This window comes from Frigoribacterium sp. VKM Ac-2836 (assembly GCF_013248995.1).
Lineage (GTDB): Bacteria > Actinomycetota > Actinomycetes > Actinomycetales > Microbacteriaceae > Frigoribacterium.
Genome location: NZ_JABRPK010000002.1, coordinates 637148 through 654107 on the forward strand (window position 1 = coordinate 637148; position 16960 = coordinate 654107).

At 72.6% G+C, this 16960-nt stretch carries 17 protein-coding genes; 14 read left to right on the top strand and 3 right to left on the bottom strand.

The window, feature by feature from the left end; genetic code table 11:
• Nucleotides 1-14: 14 nt before the first annotated feature.
• The 10 genes from HRF36_RS09335 to HRF36_RS09380 all read left to right on the top strand — a co-directional run bounded on the left by HRF36_RS09335 (nt 15) and on the right by HRF36_RS09380 (nt 10558).
• The gene (locus HRF36_RS09335; RefSeq protein ID WP_173210016.1) at nt 15-935 is read left to right on the top strand and encodes a carbohydrate ABC transporter permease; all 921 of its coding nucleotides are present in this window, start codon (nt 15-17) and stop codon (nt 933-935) included.
• A 1-nt stretch (nt 936) separates the two neighbouring features.
• Nucleotides 937-1830 (top strand): carbohydrate ABC transporter permease, encoded by an 894-nt coding sequence (locus tag HRF36_RS09340; protein WP_173209140.1) that lies wholly within the window; start codon nt 937-939, stop codon nt 1828-1830.
• Nucleotides 1831-1931: 101 nt separating this feature from the next.
• Nucleotides 1932-2987, top strand: coding sequence for a glycosidase (locus tag HRF36_RS09345; protein ID WP_173209141.1), 1056 nt, complete (start codon nt 1932-1934; stop codon nt 2985-2987).
• 74 nt (nt 2988-3061) lie between these two features.
• Nucleotides 3062-5155 carry a hypothetical protein gene (locus HRF36_RS09350; RefSeq protein WP_173209143.1) on the top strand — a complete coding sequence of 698 codons (2094 nt, stop codon included), beginning with the start codon at nt 3062-3064 and terminating at the stop codon, nt 5153-5155.
• 110 nt (nt 5156-5265) lie between these two features.
• Complete coding sequence (locus tag HRF36_RS09355) at nt 5266-5796, top strand: XRE family transcriptional regulator (RefSeq protein ID WP_173209145.1); 531 nt, start codon at nt 5266-5268, stop codon at nt 5794-5796.
• On the top strand, nt 5793-6116 hold the full coding sequence (locus HRF36_RS09360) for a HepT-like ribonuclease domain-containing protein (RefSeq protein WP_173209147.1): 324 nt from the start codon (nt 5793-5795) through the stop codon (nt 6114-6116). Before HRF36_RS09355 ends, HRF36_RS09360 begins: the two co-directional genes overlap by 4 nt.
• A 40-nt stretch (nt 6117-6156) precedes the next feature.
• On the top strand, nt 6157-6402 hold the full coding sequence (locus HRF36_RS09365) for a hypothetical protein (RefSeq protein WP_173208059.1): 246 nt from the start codon (nt 6157-6159) through the stop codon (nt 6400-6402).
• A 309-nt stretch (nt 6403-6711) separates the two neighbouring features.
• Nucleotides 6712-7317, top strand: coding sequence for a 2Fe-2S iron-sulfur cluster-binding protein (locus HRF36_RS09370; RefSeq protein ID WP_173209149.1), 606 nt, complete (start codon nt 6712-6714; stop codon nt 7315-7317).
• Nucleotides 7314-8429: a xanthine dehydrogenase family protein subunit M gene (locus tag HRF36_RS09375; protein ID WP_173209151.1), complete on the top strand. Its 1116-nt coding sequence runs from the start codon at nt 7314-7316 to the stop codon at nt 8427-8429. Before HRF36_RS09370 ends, HRF36_RS09375 begins: the two co-directional genes overlap by 4 nt.
• Nucleotides 8426-10558 carry a xanthine dehydrogenase family protein molybdopterin-binding subunit gene (locus HRF36_RS09380; RefSeq protein ID WP_173209153.1) on the top strand — a complete coding sequence of 711 codons (2133 nt, stop codon included), beginning with the start codon at nt 8426-8428 and terminating at the stop codon, nt 10556-10558. Before HRF36_RS09375 ends, HRF36_RS09380 begins: the two co-directional genes overlap by 4 nt.
• A gap of 62 nt (nt 10559-10620) precedes the next feature.
• Here HRF36_RS09380 and HRF36_RS09385 read toward each other — a convergent pair whose 3' ends face one another.
• Nucleotides 10621-11595 carry an XdhC family protein gene (locus HRF36_RS09385; protein ID WP_173209155.1) on the bottom strand — a complete coding sequence of 325 codons (975 nt, stop codon included), beginning with the start codon at nt 11593-11595 and terminating at the stop codon, nt 10621-10623.
• Nucleotides 11596-11714: 119 nt separating this feature from the next.
• On the opposite strand from HRF36_RS09385, the gene HRF36_RS09390 reads away from it, so the two are divergent.
• A complete protein-coding gene (locus HRF36_RS09390) occupies nt 11715-12344 on the top strand; it encodes an NTP transferase domain-containing protein (RefSeq protein ID WP_173209156.1) in 630 nt (209 codons plus the stop codon).
• 28 nt (nt 12345-12372) lie between these two features.
• On the opposite strand, the gene HRF36_RS09395 is transcribed toward HRF36_RS09390, so the two are convergent.
• A complete protein-coding gene (locus HRF36_RS09395) occupies nt 12373-13347 on the bottom strand; it encodes a DUF6234 family protein (RefSeq protein WP_173209158.1) in 975 nt (324 codons plus the stop codon).
• 217 nt (nt 13348-13564) lie between these two features.
• Here HRF36_RS09395 and HRF36_RS09400 point away from each other — a divergent pair, with 217 nt between their 5' ends.
• Both HRF36_RS09400 and HRF36_RS09405 read left to right on the top strand, forming a co-directional pair.
• A complete protein-coding gene (locus HRF36_RS09400; protein ID WP_254281170.1) occupies nt 13565-14158 on the top strand; it encodes a DinB family protein in 594 nt (197 codons plus the stop codon).
• Nucleotides 14159-14325: 167 nt separating this feature from the next.
• Nucleotides 14326-14871, top strand: a complete 546-nt coding sequence (locus tag HRF36_RS09405; RefSeq protein ID WP_173209160.1) for an MOSC domain-containing protein — start codon at nt 14326-14328, stop codon at nt 14869-14871.
• A gap of 59 nt (nt 14872-14930) precedes the next feature.
• On the opposite strand, the gene HRF36_RS09410 is transcribed toward HRF36_RS09405, so the two are convergent.
• Nucleotides 14931-15320 carry a DUF2256 and DUF3253 domain-containing protein gene (locus tag HRF36_RS09410; protein WP_173209162.1) on the bottom strand — a complete coding sequence of 130 codons (390 nt, stop codon included), beginning with the start codon at nt 15318-15320 and terminating at the stop codon, nt 14931-14933.
• A 307-nt stretch (nt 15321-15627) separates the two neighbouring features.
• Between HRF36_RS09410 and HRF36_RS09415 the strand changes: the two genes are divergently transcribed.
• Complete coding sequence (locus HRF36_RS09415; protein ID WP_173209164.1) at nt 15628-16923, top strand: MFS transporter; 1296 nt, start codon at nt 15628-15630, stop codon at nt 16921-16923.
• Nucleotides 16924-16960: the final 37 nt, after the last annotated feature.

Consider the following 16960-nt stretch of genomic DNA (forward strand, 5'->3'; position numbering starts at 1 on the left):
GCTCCGGGCACCGGGTGGGCCGTCGCCGCGACGACGACCCGCGTGGGCGTCGTCGGGGCGGCCCGCTCGGCAAGCACCCGCTCGGTCTGCTCTTCAGCGCGCCGTACCTGGTGTTCGTGTTGGCGGTGTTCGCGTACCCGTTGGTCTACGCGGTCTACATCGCCTTCCACGACTACTTCTTCACGGCGCCGGGTGCCGTCGTCGCTCGGCCGTTCGTCGGCCTGGAGAACTTCGTCACCGCGTTCACCGACCCGGCGGTCATCCGTTCGTTCGGCAACGTCGGCGTCTTTCTGGTGATCAACGTGCCGCTGACGGTCGTACTGAGCATGGTGCTGGCCACGGCGCTCGACAAGGTGGCGCACTTCCGTGGCTTCTTGCGGGTGGCGTTCTACGTGCCGTATCTGACGGCGAGCGTCGCGGTCGTCGCGGTCTGGCTCTTCTTGTTCAACGGCGACGGCCTGGTCAACAACGTGCTCGGGCCACTGGCCCCGACGCCGTCGTGGCTGATCAACTCGGCGTGGGCCATGCCCTCGATCGCGCTGTTCGTCACGTGGAAGCAGCTCGGCTTCTACATCTTGCTGTACCTCGCGGCGCTGCAGAACGTGCCGAAAGAACTGTACGAGGCGGCCTCGAGCGACGGGGCTGGTCCCATCCGGTCCTTCTTCACCGTCACCGTGCCGGGTGTCCGGCCGGCCACCGTTCTCGTGCTGCTCGTCTCGACCGTCACGGGAGCGAATCTCTTCACGGAGCCGTACCTGCTGACCGGGGGAGGCGGGCCGAACGGCGCGTCGACCTCGCCCGTGTTGCTGATGTACCAGAAGGGCATCGAGCAGGGAAACCCCGACCAGGCCGCCGCGATCGGCGTCGTGCTCGTGATCCTCGTGCTGGTCATCGCCCTGCTGCAGAACCGGTTCGCCGGCGGAAAGGAGGACTGAGATGACCGTCTCCGACGAGAAGAGCACCGCCCGACCCCTGCGGGTGGCGAAGAAGCCACCCCTGACCCGGGCCCAGACCACGTTGCGCGGTGTCGTGCTCGCGATCGGCGCCCTGGCGTTCTTGTTCCCCTTCTACTACATGGTGATCGGCTCGCTGCAGACCAAGCCCGACCCGACCGTGGCCGGGGCGTTCCCGCACCCGTCGAACCTGACGGTCGAGAACTACGCCGCGATCGACAGCCGCATCGGATTGCTGAGCGGCTTGCTCAACTCGGGCATCTTCACGGTCGGCGTGCTCGCCTGCACCCTCGTGTTCGGCGTGCTGGTCGGCTACGCGCTGGCCGTGCTGCAGTGGCGCGGTCGCGGGGTCACCTTCGCGCTGGCGCTGCTCGTGCAGGTGGTGCCGTTCCAGCTGCTGATCATCCCGCTGTACGTGCTCATCGCGCGCAACTACGGGCTGAGCGACAACTATCTCGGCATGATCCTGCCGTTCGCGATCAACTCGACGGCGGTGATCATCTTCCGGCAGTACTTCCTGCAGCTGCCGAAGGAGCTTTTCGAAGCGGCCCGCATCGACGGCACCGGGGAGTTCCGGCTGCTGTGGAACATCGCGCTGCCGCTCGTCCGCCCCGCGCTGGTCACGGCCCTGCTGTTGACCTTCATCGGCCCGTGGAACGAGTTCCTCTGGCCGTTCCTCATCACGAAGGAGGCGTCGATGCAGCCGCTCGCCGTGTCCTTGGCGAACTACATCAGCAACGTGGCGGCGACCGCGGCGAACCCGTTCGGTGCGACCCTCGCGGGTGCCGTCGTGCTCGCCGCCCCCGTCGTCCTGCTGTTCATCGTGTTCCAGCGCTACTTCATCTCGACCGACGTCGGCTCGAGCGTGAAGGGCTGACCGACCACCTTCAGACCCGAGGAGGCGCGGCGCGCGATCGCCTCGCGCCGCGCCTCCGTCGCTTCTCGCTTCTCGCTTCTCGCTTCTCGAAAGGGCCTCCCATGGCTGACTTCCCGTACCGATTGACCCGTCTGGGCGTCGTGATGACCCCCGACCCCGACTCCCGCGACGAGGCCGAGGGGGTGCTCAACCCCGGTTCGGGACGCGGGCCGGACGGCGAGCTGTACCTGCTGCCGCGGCTGGTGGCCCCGGGCAACGTGTCCCGGGTCGGGCTGGCCCGGGTCGTCGTCGAGGACGGTGTGCCCGTCGGGGTCACCCGTGAGGGCGTGGTGCTCGCACCCGACCGGGGCTGGGAACGCGGCGCGACTCACTCCGGCGTCGAGGACCCTCGTGTCACGTGGATCGACGAGCTCGGGCTGCACGTGATGACCTACGTCGCCTACGGGCCGCTCGGGCCGCGCACCGCCGTCGCCGTGAGCGACGACCTCCGGGACTGGCGTCGGCTCGGGCCGGTCACGTTCGAGTACGTCGACGAACTCGACACCGACCTCGGGCTGTTCCACAACAAGGACACGGTGTTCTTCCCGTCGCCGGTCACCGCGCCCGACGGCGTGCGCAGCTTCGCCGTGCTGCACCGGCCGATGTGGCACATCGGGGCGACGGTGCCGGGCGAGGGCAGTCCGCTGCCCGCCGGCGTCACCGACGGTCGGCACTCGATCTGGATCAGTTACGTGCCGGTCGCCGCCGTGGCCGCCGACCCCCGGGCGCTGGCGCGGTGGGGGCAGCATCGCTTCGTCGCGGGTCCGGCCTTCCCCTTCGAGGAGCTCAAGATCGGGGGCGGCCCGCCCCCGCTGCGTGTGCCCGAGGGGTGGCTGCTGCTGCACCACGGAGTCACCGGCGTGATCGAGGACGCGTTCGCGCAGCAGCAGAACGTGAACTACGCCGCGGGCGGCATGATCCTCGACGCCGACGACCCGTCGCGCGTCGTCACCCGGTCGGAGGTGCCGCTGCTCGAGGCCGAGACCGCCGACGAACGCGACGGCATCGTGCCGAACGTGGTGTTCCCGACCGCGATCGAACACGTCGACGGCGTCCCGTACGTGTTCTACGGCATGGCCGACTCGAAGATCGGCGTCGCCCGCCTCGACCGGGCCTGAGCTCACTCACACACCGTCGTCGAGCACGGCCCGACGACGACCACGGACCACTGACAAGAAGGAGGCGGTCGACGATGATCGCACGCACCTCACGATGGACGGGCGCGGCACTGGCCGCGGCCCTGGCGACCGTGCTGGGGGTGACGGGGGCGCTGCCGGCTGCCGCCGCGCCTCCTGGTCCGGCGGCTGCGCCGAGCGGCACGGCTGCGCCGGCCGTCCCGCCGGCCGCACCGGCCGTGGCGCCGCTGACGAACCTGGCGCACCTGGACTTCCTGCTCGACCGGACGACGCCCGCGCCCGAGGCCGGGCACTCGACCTACCGGCAGAGCAGCGAGCCGACGCTCACCCTGCCGTGGACCTACGCCGACGCCCGCGACGGCGGCACCTTCGCCCGGGTGGGCGGTGGTCCGCTCGACCCCGCGACCGGGTACTGGGGGCAGGGCGCGTACAACAGCGACGACGTCTCGCGGACGGCCGTCGTGTACCTGCGCGACTGGAAGCAGACCGGCTCGGAGTCGAGCCGGCAGAAGGCCTACGAGCTGCTGCGGGCGACCGCGTACTTCCAGACGACCACCGGTGACGCGGCCGGCAACGTCGTGCTCTGGATGCAGCCCGACGGCACCTTCAACCGCAGCCCGGTGCCCGTCGAGCTGCCCGACCCGTCCGACAGCGGCAACAGCTACTGGCTGGCCCGCAGCATCTGGGCATTCGGCGAGGGGTACGCCGCGTTCGCGGACGACGACCCCGAGTTCGCCGCGTTCCTGCAGCAGCGGCTGCAGCTCGGTGTCACGGCGCTCGAGCGCGAGACCCTCGCCCGCTACGGTCGGTACGACGTGGCCGACGGGGTGACGGTGCCCGCCTGGCTGATCGGCTCCGGGGCCGACGCCTCGGCCGAGGCCGTGCTCGGACTGGCCGCCTACTCGGCTCTCGTGCCGGGGGACGCGGCTCCGCGCACCGCGCTGACGCAGCTCTCCGAGGGCGTCGCCGCGATGTCGTCCGGCGACGGGCAGACCTGGCCGTACGGTGCCGTGCTGCCCTGGGCGAAGTCCCGCTCGATGTGGCACGCCTGGTCGTCGCAGATGCCCGTCGCCCTGGCCCGTGCGTCGACCGTGCTCGGCCGACCCGACCTGCTGAAGCCCGCGGTGCTCGACCAGACCTCGTTCACGACGACGCTGCTCACCGCGAGCGGGCCCGACAACGCCTGGTACCCGACGCCCGTCGACCAGACGCAGATCGCCTACGGCGCCGACTCGCGGCTGCAATCGGCCCTCGCCGTGGCGTCGGCGTCGGGTGCGCCGGGCCTGAAGCGGATCGCGGCCGTCACCGCGAGCTGGTACTTCGGCACGAACCGCTCGGGCACCCCCGTGTACGACCCCGCCACGGGCGTGACCTTCGACGGGGTGCAGGCCGACGGCACGGTGAACCGCAACAGCGGCGCCGAGAGCACGATCCACGGTCTCTTGTCGATGATCGCGCTGGACGGCGCCCCCGACGTCTCGGCCGAGGCGCAGGGGCTGACGAGCGTCACCTCGCGTGACGGCCTCACGGTGGTCGAGGCCGAGACGGCGGCACCGTCCACGGGCACGGTCGTCACCCCCGACTCGGCCTGGACGGGCGAGTCGCAGTACAGCGGCGGCTCGGCCCTGCGGCTCGAGCCCGGGCAGAGCGCGACGATCACGGTGCCCGCTGGCTCCGGCCTGCGGCACGTCGAGCCGGTGCTGCTCGCCGCCGAGGGAGTGTGGTCGACGTCGGTCTGGAAGGCGGGACGCGTGCCCCTCGGGACGCTGACGACGCAGGCCGGAGCGCAGGGCGTGACCGCCGCCTCCGGGGCGCTGCTTCCCCAGACGCTGCCGGTGCCGATCGGTGCGGGGGCGACCACGATCACCGTGACCGCCGGGCGCAACGCGACCGTGGTCGACGGCCTGATCGTGCGACCGCTCGTCCAGCGGCTCGTTCTCGGTGGCACGGCGGCCGACGGGCGGTCGACGACGACCGAGCTGCTGTCGTCGACCTCGCGGCTGCCCTTGCCGGCCTCGGTCGGTGTGCGCGGCACCCGTTCGTCGGTGTCGTCGTACGACGCGCAGGGCCGACTCGTGCAGCAGCGCGACGTGCAGGGCCGCAGTGTGGTGGTCGTGAAGCCCGGGGGCTTCGCCGTCCTCACCCGCTGACGCGGCCGCGAGACCCCAGGAACCTGCTCAGACCCGATGCCGCGCGCGAGGGTCTCGGCAGGTTCCCGGGGTCTCATCGCGCTGTATGCACGATCGTATATAATCCGATCATGATCACCTCGGATGTCGGTTCTCGTCTGCGGGAGGCGCGGGTCGCCGCGCAGCTCACACAGGGCGAGGTGGGGCGGAGGGCAGGGCTGCCGCAGAGCGCCGTCTCGAGGTACGAGAACGGCTCGAAGACCCCGTCGTTGCCCGTGCTCGAGCGTCTCTTCGAGGCGTCAGGCCTCGACCTGGCGCTCACGCTCATGCCGTCTTGTCCTCGGACGTCCACGACCGTGTCCCCGTTCGTCGGGCCCGTAGGGCGCAGCGTGCAACCACATCGTGCCGAACTGAGATCGTTCTTCGCGCACGAGGGGTTCGGCTCGCCCCAGGTCTTCGGCAGCGTCAGCCGAGGCGACGACCGCGCCGACAGCGACCTCGACGTCGTCGTCGACCTGCCCGACGGCCTCGGGTTGTTCGGGCTGGCGGCGGCTGCGCGTCGGGCAAGCGACATCGCCGGGGTCGTGGTCGACGTCGTGCCCCGCGACGGCCTGACCCCCGAGGTCGCCGAGGCGGTCTCGCGGGACGGCGTCGCCCTGTGAGCCGTCACGATCGGGCACGGCTGGACGACATCGCCGCCGCCCTGGTCGCCATCGACGCGCATCGTCGACGTGGCGACCTCACGGACGGACTCGTCTTCGACGCCGTGCGGGTCCGCCTCATCGAGATCGGCGAGGCGGTGAAGGGGCTCTCGTCCGAGACGACGAGCGAGGCGCCCGAGATCCCCTGGACCGACGTCGCCCGCATGCGTGACTTCCTCGCTCACCGGTACTTCGACACCTCGCACTCCGTCGTGGCGCACACCGTCGACCACGACCTGCCGGTTCTGTCATCGGCCGTCGAGCGGCTGCGTCGCGGCTGACGCGCTCCGCGGACGAGGAGGCGCGGGTACGGTCGAGCGCATGAGCGACGACACGCAGCCCCCCGGTCCCGACGGCGCCGGCCGCGACACGAGCCCGGGGCACGAGGTCGACCACGACCCGACCGGCATGACCGACGACGAGAAGCGGCACGACCAGCTGACCCGCGCGCCGAAGTCGGACGAGTCGGACGCCGCCCCGCGCATCACGACCGAGGACCGGGGCGACGGCGTCACCCGCATCGACGTCGCCGACACGGCCAAGGTCCGCCCGGGCAAGGTCGACTGACGCGGGGTGCTGGTCGGCGGGCCGTCCGCGGCGGCCGGCCCGCGCCTCCTCGGCACCTCCCGCGGCCCGTGATCCGGTACGTACCGGATCAGGCTCTGGTCCAGGGTTCCTCCCGCGGCGGTCGATCCGGTACGTACCGGATCACGCCCGGCGCGAGAACACCTCCCGGCGAGAAGTCACCCTCCGGTGCCGGTGCCGGTGCCGGTGCCGGTGCCCCGCCACGCGGGCGTCGACGGCCCCCGCGGCGTCGCGCTTCGCACACGGGACAGCACGTGGGCACCCGCCCGCCCCCGGGCATACGGTGCACGCATGGTGTCCCAGGTCAGCGCAGAAACCAGTCCACCGGCCACGAGCCCGAACCCGCCGGGCGTCCCGACGACGACGATCACGCTCGACGTCAACGGCAGCCCCCACCGGCTCGAGGTGGACAATCGCACCTCGTTGCTCGACGCCCTGCGTGAGCGCCTCGACCTGACCGGCTCGAAGAAGGGCTGCGACCATGGCCAGTGCGGCGCGTGCACGGTCCTGGTCGACGGGCGTCGCACCAACAGCTGCCTCGTCCTCGCCGTCAGCGCCGAGGGCAGTGACGTCACGACCGTCGAGGGGCTCGCCGACGGCGACACCCTGCATCCGGTGCAGCAGGCCTTCCTCGACCGGGACGCCTACCAGTGCGGCTACTGCACGCCGGGCCAGATCTGCTCGACGGTCGGCATGCTCGAGGAGGCGCGGGCCGGCATGCCGAGTCACGTCACCACCGACATCACGAACGGCGAGATCGACCTCGACGACGAGGAGGTCCGCGAACGCCTGAGCGGCAACCTGTGTCGGTGCGGGGCCTACATGAACATCGTCCCGGCCGTGCACGACGCGGCCTGCGCGCACGACGCCGACGCCACCGAGGGAGCCACCCGATGAAAACCTTCGAGTACGAGCGCGCGACCGACGTCGCCTCGGCCCTCGCCACCCTCGACCGCACCCCCAACGCCATGCTCCTGGGCGGTGGCACGAACCTGGTCGACCTGATGAAGCTCGGCGTCGAGCGTCCCGACCTGCTGGTCGACGTCAGCCGCGTCGACTTCGGCGGGGTCGACGAGCTGCCCGACGGAGGCCTCCGCATCGGCGCGGGGGTCCGCAACAGCGACCTCGCCGCGCACCCCCTCGTCCGCACCCGCTACCCTGCCCTGACCCGCGCCCTGGTCAGCGCGGCCTCGGGTCAGCTGCGCAACCAGGCGACGACCGGAGGCAACCTGCTGCAGCGCACCCGCTGCACGTACTTCATGGACACCACGAAGCCCTGCAACAAGCGTGAACCCGGCACGGGCTGCGGCGCGATCGCCGGGCTGTCGCGCGAACTCGGCATCCTCGGCGTCAACGACCTCTGCATCGCCACGCACCCGGGCGACATGGCCGTCGCCCTCGCCGCGCTGGACGCAGTCGTCGTCTTCGAGACCGTCGACGGCGAACGGCGACTGCCCGTCGACGAATTCTTCCGCCAGCCGGGCGACGACCCGACCCGCGACACGAACCTCCCGAGCGGCGCGCTGATCACGGCGGTCGAGCTGCCCGCGCTGCCCGTCGCAATCAACTCGACCTACCGCAAGGCCCGCGACCGTCGCTCGTACGCCTTCGCGTTGGGCTCGGTCGCCGCCGCCCTCGCGGTCGACGAGGCCGGTCTCGTGACCGAGGTCCGCATCGCCCTGGGTGCCGCGTCGCCGGTGCCCTGGCGTGCCCGTAAGGCCGAGGAGGCGCTGGTCGGTTCGCCGGCGACGCTCGCCTCGTTCGCGGCCGCCGCGCAGCTCGAGCTGGCCGCCGCGACGACCACCAAGCAGAACGCCTTCAAGGTGCCGCTGCTGACCCGGCTCGTCGTCGGCGTGCTGAGCGAACTCGCCGGCCTCGACCACGAGGGCGACGACTCGGCTGAGGACGTCGACCCGTCGCCGTTCCGCCCGACCGGCGGCAACGGGTCGCCCCGTCGCATCACGACCGACGTCGATCCTGGCGCCGACACCGAGGGGAGCGCGTCGTGACCACCGTCGACGTCGTCACCCCCGTCGACACGAGCGTCCCCACCGGTCTCGGTGCCCCCGTCGCCCGCCTCGAGGGCCGCGACAAGGTCACCGGCGCCGCCCGATACGCCTACGAGCACACACCCGACGGCGTGCTGTACGGCTGGATCGTGCAGTCGACCGTGACGACCGGCACGATCACCGGCTCGAACCGTGACGAGGTGCTCGCGATGCCCGGCGTGCGGGCCGTCATCACCCACGAGCAGGCCCCGCACCTCGAGGACGCCGACGACGGTGAACTGCTCGTGTTGCAGTCGGCCGAGGTCGCCTACCGCGGCCAGCCGGTCGCGCTCGTGGTGGCCGACACCTTCGACACCGCCCGCGAGGCCGCGTCCGCGCTCGCCGTCGAGTACGACGAGGGCGGCAGGGACGTCGTGCTGAGCACCGACCACCCTGGCCTCTACGCCCCAGAGACCGTCAACGCAGGCTTCGAGACCGACACCTCGCAGGGTGACGTCGACGCGGCGATGGCCGATTCGTCCGTCGTGATCGACGAGACGTACGAGACGGCGGCCCTGTTCAACAGCCCGATGGAGCCGCACGCCACGGTCGCCACCTGGGCCGACGGCGAGCTCGACGTGCTCGACTCGAACCAGGGCACGAGCGGAGTCGCGGGCTCGCTCGCGACGCTGTTCTCACTCGACCCGTCCGCCGTGCGCGTCCGTGCCGAGCACGTCGGCGGCGGCTTCGGATCGAAGGGCTCGGCCCGCCCGGTCGTCGTGCTCGCCTCGATCGGCACCATGCTCACCGGCCGTCCCGTGAAGGTCGCCTACACGCGACAGATGATGTTCGCGATCGCGGGCTATCGCACGCCGACGATCTCCCGCATCCGTCTCGCCGCCGACTCCGAGGGGCACCTCTCGGCGCTGTCGCACCAGACGTACTCGCACTCGTCGACCCTCCAGGAGTTCACCGAGCAGACCGCCGAGCCGACCCGCCACCTGTGGGCCGCCCCCAGTCGTCTGATGACCCACCGGCTCGCGCGACTCGACGTGCCGACGCCGCGCTGGATGCGTGCGCCCGGCGAGGCGCCCGGCATCTACGCCGTCGAGTCCGCGATGGACGAGCTGGCGCTGGAGCTCGACCTCGACCCGGTCGAGCTGCGCGTCCGCAACGAGCCCGAGGTCGACCCGCACACCGGGCAGCCGTTCAGCAGCCGGCACCTGGTCGACTGCCTGCGGCGCGGGGCCGAGCTGTTCGGCTGGGGCGGCCGCGACCCGCGTCAGGGCGCGCGCCGGGTCGGGCGCTGGCTGGTCGGCACGGGTGTGGCCGCCGCCACGTATCCCGCGAGCGTGATGCCCGCGGGGGCTCGGGTCACCGCGCTGCCAGGTGGTCGCTTCGAGGTCGGTGTCAACGCGACCGACATCGGCCAGGGTGCCCGCACCGTGATGGCGCAGATCGCCGCGGTCGAGCTGGGTGTGCCCCTCGACCTCGTCGACCTGCACATCGCCGACAGTCGGCTTCCGACTGCAGGTGTGGCCGGCGGCTCGTCGGGCACGGCGTCGTGGGGGTGGGCGGTGACCAAGGCGAGTCGGCAGGTGACCGAGCTGCTCTCGCAGGGCCAGCCCGTGCCTCCGGAAGGTCTCGAGGTCGTCGTCGACATCGAGGAGGACATCGCGGCGATGAGCGACCACTCGCGCTTCGCCTACGGCGCCCAGTTCGTCGAGGCCCGCGTTGACCTCGACTCGGGTGAGGTCGTCGTGCCGCGCATGGTCGGCGTCTTCGCGGCCGGGCGCATCATGAACGCCCGCACGGCTCGATCGCAGTTCATCGGCGGCATGACGATGGGCCTGTCGATGGCGTTGCACGAGCACGGCATGCTCGACCCGACGCAGGGCGACTACGGCAACCACGACTTCGCGACGTACCACGTGGCAGCCAACGCCGACGTGGGGTCGATCGAGGTCGAGTGGCTCGACGAGGAGGACCCGCACCTCGCACCCATGGGCGGCAAGGGCATCGGCGAGATCGGCAACGTCGGTGCGGCCGCCGCGGTGGCGAACGCCGTCGCCCACGCGACCGGCATCCGCGTGCGCGACCTGCCGATCCAGCCCGACAAGCTGCTCGCCGGGCTGCCCACGCGGTACTGAGCGGCCTCGGGAGCACGAGGCGCGGTGTCGGCCGGCACCGCGCCTCCTGACCGTGGGCGGCGTCAGCGGATCAGGTGGATGCTGCCGTCGCGATCGCGCAGCGGGGCCCGTGAGGCGCCCGAGCGCACGGCGAGCACCTCGGCCATGATCGACACGGCCGTTTCTTCGGGGGTGCTCGCCCCGAGGTCGAGCCCGATGGGGGAGTGCAGGCGGCCCAGCGAGTCCGGCCCCACGTCGCGTGAGCGCAGTTCGGCGATCCGCCGGTCGTGGGTCACGCGCGAGCCCATCGCCCCGACGTAAGCCGCCGGCGAGGCCAGAGCTGCCTCGACCAGGTCGGCATCGAAGCGTTCGTCATGGGAGAGCACGGCGATGACGGTGTGCTCGTCGACCTCGGTGCGGGCGAGGTAGTGGGGCGGCCATTCGACGACGACCTCGTCGGCCGAGGGGAACCGCTCGCGCGTCATGAACACGGGACGCGGGTCGCACACCGTCACGCGATAGCCCAGCACGGCCCCGGCGTTGCAGAGGGCGACGGCGAACTCGACCGCCCCGAAGACGAGGAGGCGCGGCGGCGGTGCCGAGCGCTCGCTGAAGACCCGCAGACCCTCGCAGTCGTCGACGGTCGGCACGACCTCGCCGGTGCGGACCGGCCCGAGCACGACGTGGGCCGAGGCCCCACGCCCGGCGGCGACGTCGCGGAGGGCGTCGATCGTCACGGTGTCGTCGGGGGAGACGAGCCGCGCGAGCACCTCGATGCGTCCACCGCAGCTGAGCCCGACCTCGAACGCGGTCTCGTCGCTGAACCCGAAGGTCTCGAGCTGGGGCGTGCCGTCCTCGAACACCTCCGTGCAGATCTCGTAGACCGCGCCCTCGACGCAACCGCCCGAGATGCTGCCGATCACGGTGCCGTCGACGGTGACGGCCATCGAGGTGCCGACGGTGCGCGGCGCGCTGCCCACGACCGACACGGCCGTCGCGAGGGCGAGGCTCTCGCCGGCGTCGAGCCGGGCCAGTAGACGGTCGGCGATCTCGAACACGGGACTCCTCGGGGGTGGTGTCGGGTGGCACCGGGTCTCGATGCTGTCACGGCCCGGGGGCGGTGTCACGTCACGCCGCAGGTGGTTCGCCGTGTGGTCACGCCGGTTAGCCTGCAGCCATGCCCGAGATCATCGCTCCGCCGTCCGTCGGCCTGCTGCTCGCGGCCGGTGCCGGGACGCGCATGGGCCGCCCCAAGGCGCTCGTGGTCGACGGCCACGGACCCTGGCTGACCCGGGCCGTGGCCACGCTCCTCGACGGGGGCTGCCACAGGGTGCTCGTCGTGCTCGGTGCGGGCGCGACCGAGGCGCGAGCGCTGCTGGCGGCCGACCCGCGCCTCCTCGGGGTGGAGGGGCGGGCCCGGGTGTCGGCCGTCGTCGCCGACGACTGGGCCGACGGCCTCGCCGCCTCGCTCCGCGCGGGGTTGACGGCGCTCGCCGGGTCGGACCCCGAGGAGGCGCGGCTCGCCCTGATCACGCTGGTCGACTACCCGGGTCTGCCGTCGTCCGCCGTCGCGCGGTTGCTGTCGTCCCCGGCCGCCGACGGTCCGCTGGGCCCGGGTGCGCTGCGCCGGGCCGTCTTCCACGGCCGCCCGGGTCACCCCGTCGTGGTCGGCCGGTCCCACTGGTCGGCCCTCGCGGCGTCCCTCACCGGTGATCGCGGGGCCGGTCCGTACCTGCGGGCCCACGCCGCCGAACCGGTCGACTGCTCCGACCTGTGGGACGGCCACGACGTCGACGCGCCCGCCTGACCCGCGTCCCGCCCGGCCCACCCGAAGGTCAGTTGCACTTTCCGCTGCCGCTGTAACACGGGGTGTAGTTCGCGGGCAGGGGCTCCTGGCGCGGTGTGGGGGACTGCCACCGGTCCCCGGGGACGGGGGCGCCGACGGCACCGATCACGACCAGCCCGGCCACGGCGACGCTCGCCACGACGACGCCTCGGTGCCCGGCGGTGATCGCGGCGAAGAGCGCCACGACCAGGCACGCGAGGCAGGCGACGAGGGTTCGGAGCCAGCTGTTCGCGACCTCCTGGCTGACGGTCACGGGGCTACCGAAGAGGCTGAACTCGGCCGAGAACCACTGCCCGGCCAGCGAGAGCGTGAGGACGATGCCCGCCGCGAGGGCGAGCGCCTCGACGATCACGGCGACGCGGTGGACGAGGTGTCGGGGTGCCCGGGTCGCGGGGGCGTCGGCGGGAGCGCGGTCGGCCGGACGTGCTGCGTCGACGGCGGCGTGTGCGACTGGGCGTGCTGCGTCGCCCGTCGACGCGTCGCGGCCGCCACGGCCCGAGCGCGCGGCGAGCACGACGAACGAGGCCAGGCCGACGGTCGCGACGAACGGCAGGCTGACGAAGACCACGGTGGGCAGCGTGTAGAGGGAGAAGCCCGCCCGGAGGCCCGACGTGACGCCCGACCCGACGGTGAGCTCGACGCCGGCCCGGGCCACGCCCGCCGCGGCGACGTAGAGCCAGGCCCGGCGTGACGCGGGGACGTCGAACCACCGCCACGCGACGAGCACGGCCAGGACGGCCCACACGACGAAGGGCACGAGCCCGGTGTATAGGAGCGCGGCCGGCAGCTCGAGCAACGATGCGACCACGCGGCCGGCCGAGGCCGTCGCGGTGAAGAGTGCCCCGCCGATGACGAGCAGGGCTGCGGTGGTGCCGATCACCCAGGCCACCTCGCGGCGGTCGATCCGCCGACGAAGGCTCGCCGCCACCCCTGCGAGCCGGTCCCTGAGCTGAGTGTTCGTCATGGGTCGACGGTAGTGGTGGGTCGTGGGGACGACGTCATCCCCGAGGGGGATGTCGGCCGTGCGACGGCTGCGGCACGAGCCTCCGTCTCTCGAGGTCCTCCCCGCCCTGGTCCACTCCGTTCCCCGCCCTCGCCGTCCCACCGGTTGGCGCCGGGGGCACCGACGTCGGCAGGATCTCGATGGCGGGTGCCGGGCCGCGCGTCCTAGCGTCGGACCCATGCCGATCACGCCCGACACGAAGAACTGGACCTGGGTGCTCGAACGCCCCTGCCCCGACTGCGGCTTCGACCCCGCCGAGGTCGCGTTCCGCGACGTGCCGGGCCTCGTCCGGCAGAACGCCGCCGCCTGGCCCGCCGAGCTCGCCCGGCCCGACGCCCGCACCCGGCCCGACGACGCCACGTGGTCGCCGCTCGAGTACGGGGCGCACGTGCGCGACGTGTTCCGGGTCTTCGACACGCGCCTCCGGCTGATGCTCGCCGAGGACGCGCCGACCTTCGCGAACTGGGACCAGGACGCCACCGCGCTCGCCGACGACTACGCAGCCCAGCAGCCCGCGGTCGTGGCCGACGAGCTCGTGGCGGCGGCGGCGGTGGTGGCCGACGCGTTCCAGGCGGTGGCCGACGAGCAGCTCGGCCGCACGGGCCTCCGCAGCGACGGCTCGGCCTTCACGGTCGACTCGCTCGCCCGCTACTTCGTGCACGACCCCGTGCACCACCTGCACGACGTCCGCCGCCGCCCCGCGGGCCGCCGCCCCGCGGGCCGCCGCCCCGCGGGCCGCCGCCCCGCGGGCCGCCGTCGCACCACCGACTGAACGTCGCACCGCCTGTTTCGGCGGTGCGACGTTCAATCGATGGTGCCACTCAGCCCAGCCCAGCCCAGCCCAGCCCAGCCCAGCCCAGCCCAGCCCAGCCCAGCCCAGCCCAGCCCAGCCCAGCCGCACCCTCGACCCCGGCATCTGACGCGGGCAGACTAGGCGACATGACCCGCGCCTCCGTCCTCTCGGTCGGTCTCGACCACGCCCACCGGTTCAGCAAGCCGCCGGTCGAGCGCGTCACCCTGCTCGCCGGGCTCGGCGTCGAGGGCGACGCGCACCTCGGGCGCACGGTGCAGCACCGCTCCCGCGTGGCCCGCGACCCGAGCCGGCCCAACCTGCGGCAGGTGCATCTGATGCACGCCGAACTCTTCGCCGAGCTGGCCGACCGCGGCTACGACGTCGGGCCAGGCGACCTCGGCGAGAACGTCACCACCCACGGGGTCGACCTGCTCGGCCTGCCCGTCGGCACCGTGCTCTCCCTCGGTCAGGAGGCGCGGGTCGAGATCACCGGGCTGCGCAACCCGTGCCTGCAGATCGACCGCTTCGAGTCGGGCCTGCTGAAGGTCGTGGTCGGACGCGACGAGGCCGGCGAACTCGTCCGCAAGGCGGGAGTCATGGGCGTGGTGCTCGCCGGGGGAGAGGTGCGCCCCGGCGACACCATCGGCGTCGACCTGCCCCCCGAGCCCTGGTCGGCGTTGCAGCCCGTCTGACCGCCCCCCGACACGTCACTGCCCCGCCCCGCACCCTGCCCGGTGCCGCCCCGCCGGGCTCACGACCGGTGCCGGCGGATGCGGATCGGACCCCTCGCCGTCGAGGGGTCGACCACCGACCCGCCCTGCGTGATGTCGACCTCGCCCGAAGCGACCAAGCGCCGGGCCGCGCGCCGCACGGGCTCCATGAGGCCGCGCCAGGCGTCCTCGTCGTCGGGGTGCAGCGATCGCGCGACGTCCGACGGGCAGATCGACGAGGTGGCCGCCCGAGCCGCGAGCAGGTCGCGGATGCGCTGTTCGAGCGCGCGGTCCTGCGCCGTCACCTTGCGCTTGCGGCAGGCGTCGCTGCAGTAGGCGACCTCGTCCCAGTTCGACGCCCACTTCTTGCGCCACTCAATGGTGCGTCCGCACGATCGGCAGGTCTTGGGGTCGTGGGTCGTGGCGCTCATGTCGACAGTCAACGCGGGAGGCGCGGTGAGCGTTCCCGGGGACGCCCAGGACGTGCTCCGGCACTGGCCAGGGCGGACGGCAGCGGGTACGATGGTCCCTGGTCGGGCGGTACTCCCGGCCCCGGGCGTGCACGACAGCGCGCAGTCGGGATCACCATCCTCCCCGAGTCACCCACGGTCACCAGCGGCACGAGTCGCGAGGGCCGTGCCGCCGACAGGCCTGATCGACCCTCGAGTCGAACCGACCAGTCGGCCCGTGGCCGCCATCGGGTCGAGAGAACGGCGCCCGCCGACCACCCCAGGTTCCATGACACTCGCACCCCTGCGCCCCACGGCGTCCCCGTCCACCCCGTCCGCCCGCTTCCCGTGGGCCGGACTGATCGCCATCGCCGTCGCCACGTTCCTCTCGATCTCGGGCGAGATGCTGCCGACCGGCCTGCTGCCCGAGATGAGCGCCGACCTCGGCGTCACCGAGTCGAGCATCGGCCTGCTCGTCAGCGTCTTCGCCTTCACGGTCGTGCTGACCAGCACCGGTCTGACCCACCTCACCCGGCGTCTGCCCCGGCACCTGATCGTCGTCGGCCTGATCGTCGTCCTCGCGATCAGCGCGGGCCTGACCGCCATCGCGCCGACCTACGAGCTCGTCCTCGCGAGCCGCGTGCTCGGCGGCCTCGCCCACGGCATGTTCTGGGCGATCGGCGGTGCCTACGCCGGGCACCTCGTGCCTCGAGCCCAGGTCGGCCGGGCACTCGCCGTCGCCATGAGCGGCGGCACCCTCGCGTTCGTGCTGGGCGTCCCGCTCGGCACCGCCCTCGGCCAGGCCCTCGGCTGGCGTGAGGCGTTCGGCATCCTCGCCGGGCTCATGGCGCTCGGCGCGGTCTTCGTCTACAAGTTCCTGCCTCCGGTCGGGCGGGGCACGGCGCACGAGTCGACGCCCGAGCCGGTGACCGACGCGGTCCCGACGCTGGTCGACGGCACCGCGCCTCCTGCGGGTGCCGCGGTTCGTCGTCGCGCGCTGCCGAAGCCGAGCGTGCTCGGCGTCGTGCTGAGCTGCGTCATCACGGCGGTGTTCATGATCGGGCACTACTCCTTCTTCACCTACATCACGCCGTACCTCGTGCGGTCGACCGGGGTTCCCGAGCAGGGCCTCGCCGGGTGGCTCTTCGCCTTCGGCATCGCCGGAGCCGTGGGTCTCGGCATGGTCGGCTGGTTCCTCGGGGCGCGACCGCGGGTGAGCATCCCGATCGGGGTGGCCGTGGTCGGTCTCGCCGTGACGGGCATGCTGGTGTTCGAGGGGCTCCTCGTGCCGTCGTTGGTGGCGTTCGTCCTGTGGGGCGTGACGTTCGGAGCGTTGCCGCCGCTGTTCCAGACGCGCATGCTGCAGGTCGCCCCCGAACGCATGCGCGACCTGGCGAGTGCCTTCTACACGACCGGCTTCAACGCCGGCATCGGTGGAGGCGCCCTGATCGGCGCCCTCGTGCTCGACGGCTCGGGGCTCGACTCGCTGCCCGTGCTCTACATCGCGGTCGCCGCGGTCGTACTGGTCGCCGTGCTCGCGAGCGACCGCCTCCTCGCCCACCGTTCGGCCCGCCCCGCCGCGTGAGCCGCGTGCCGCTCGCCGTTCGCTCGGCAGTCCGACC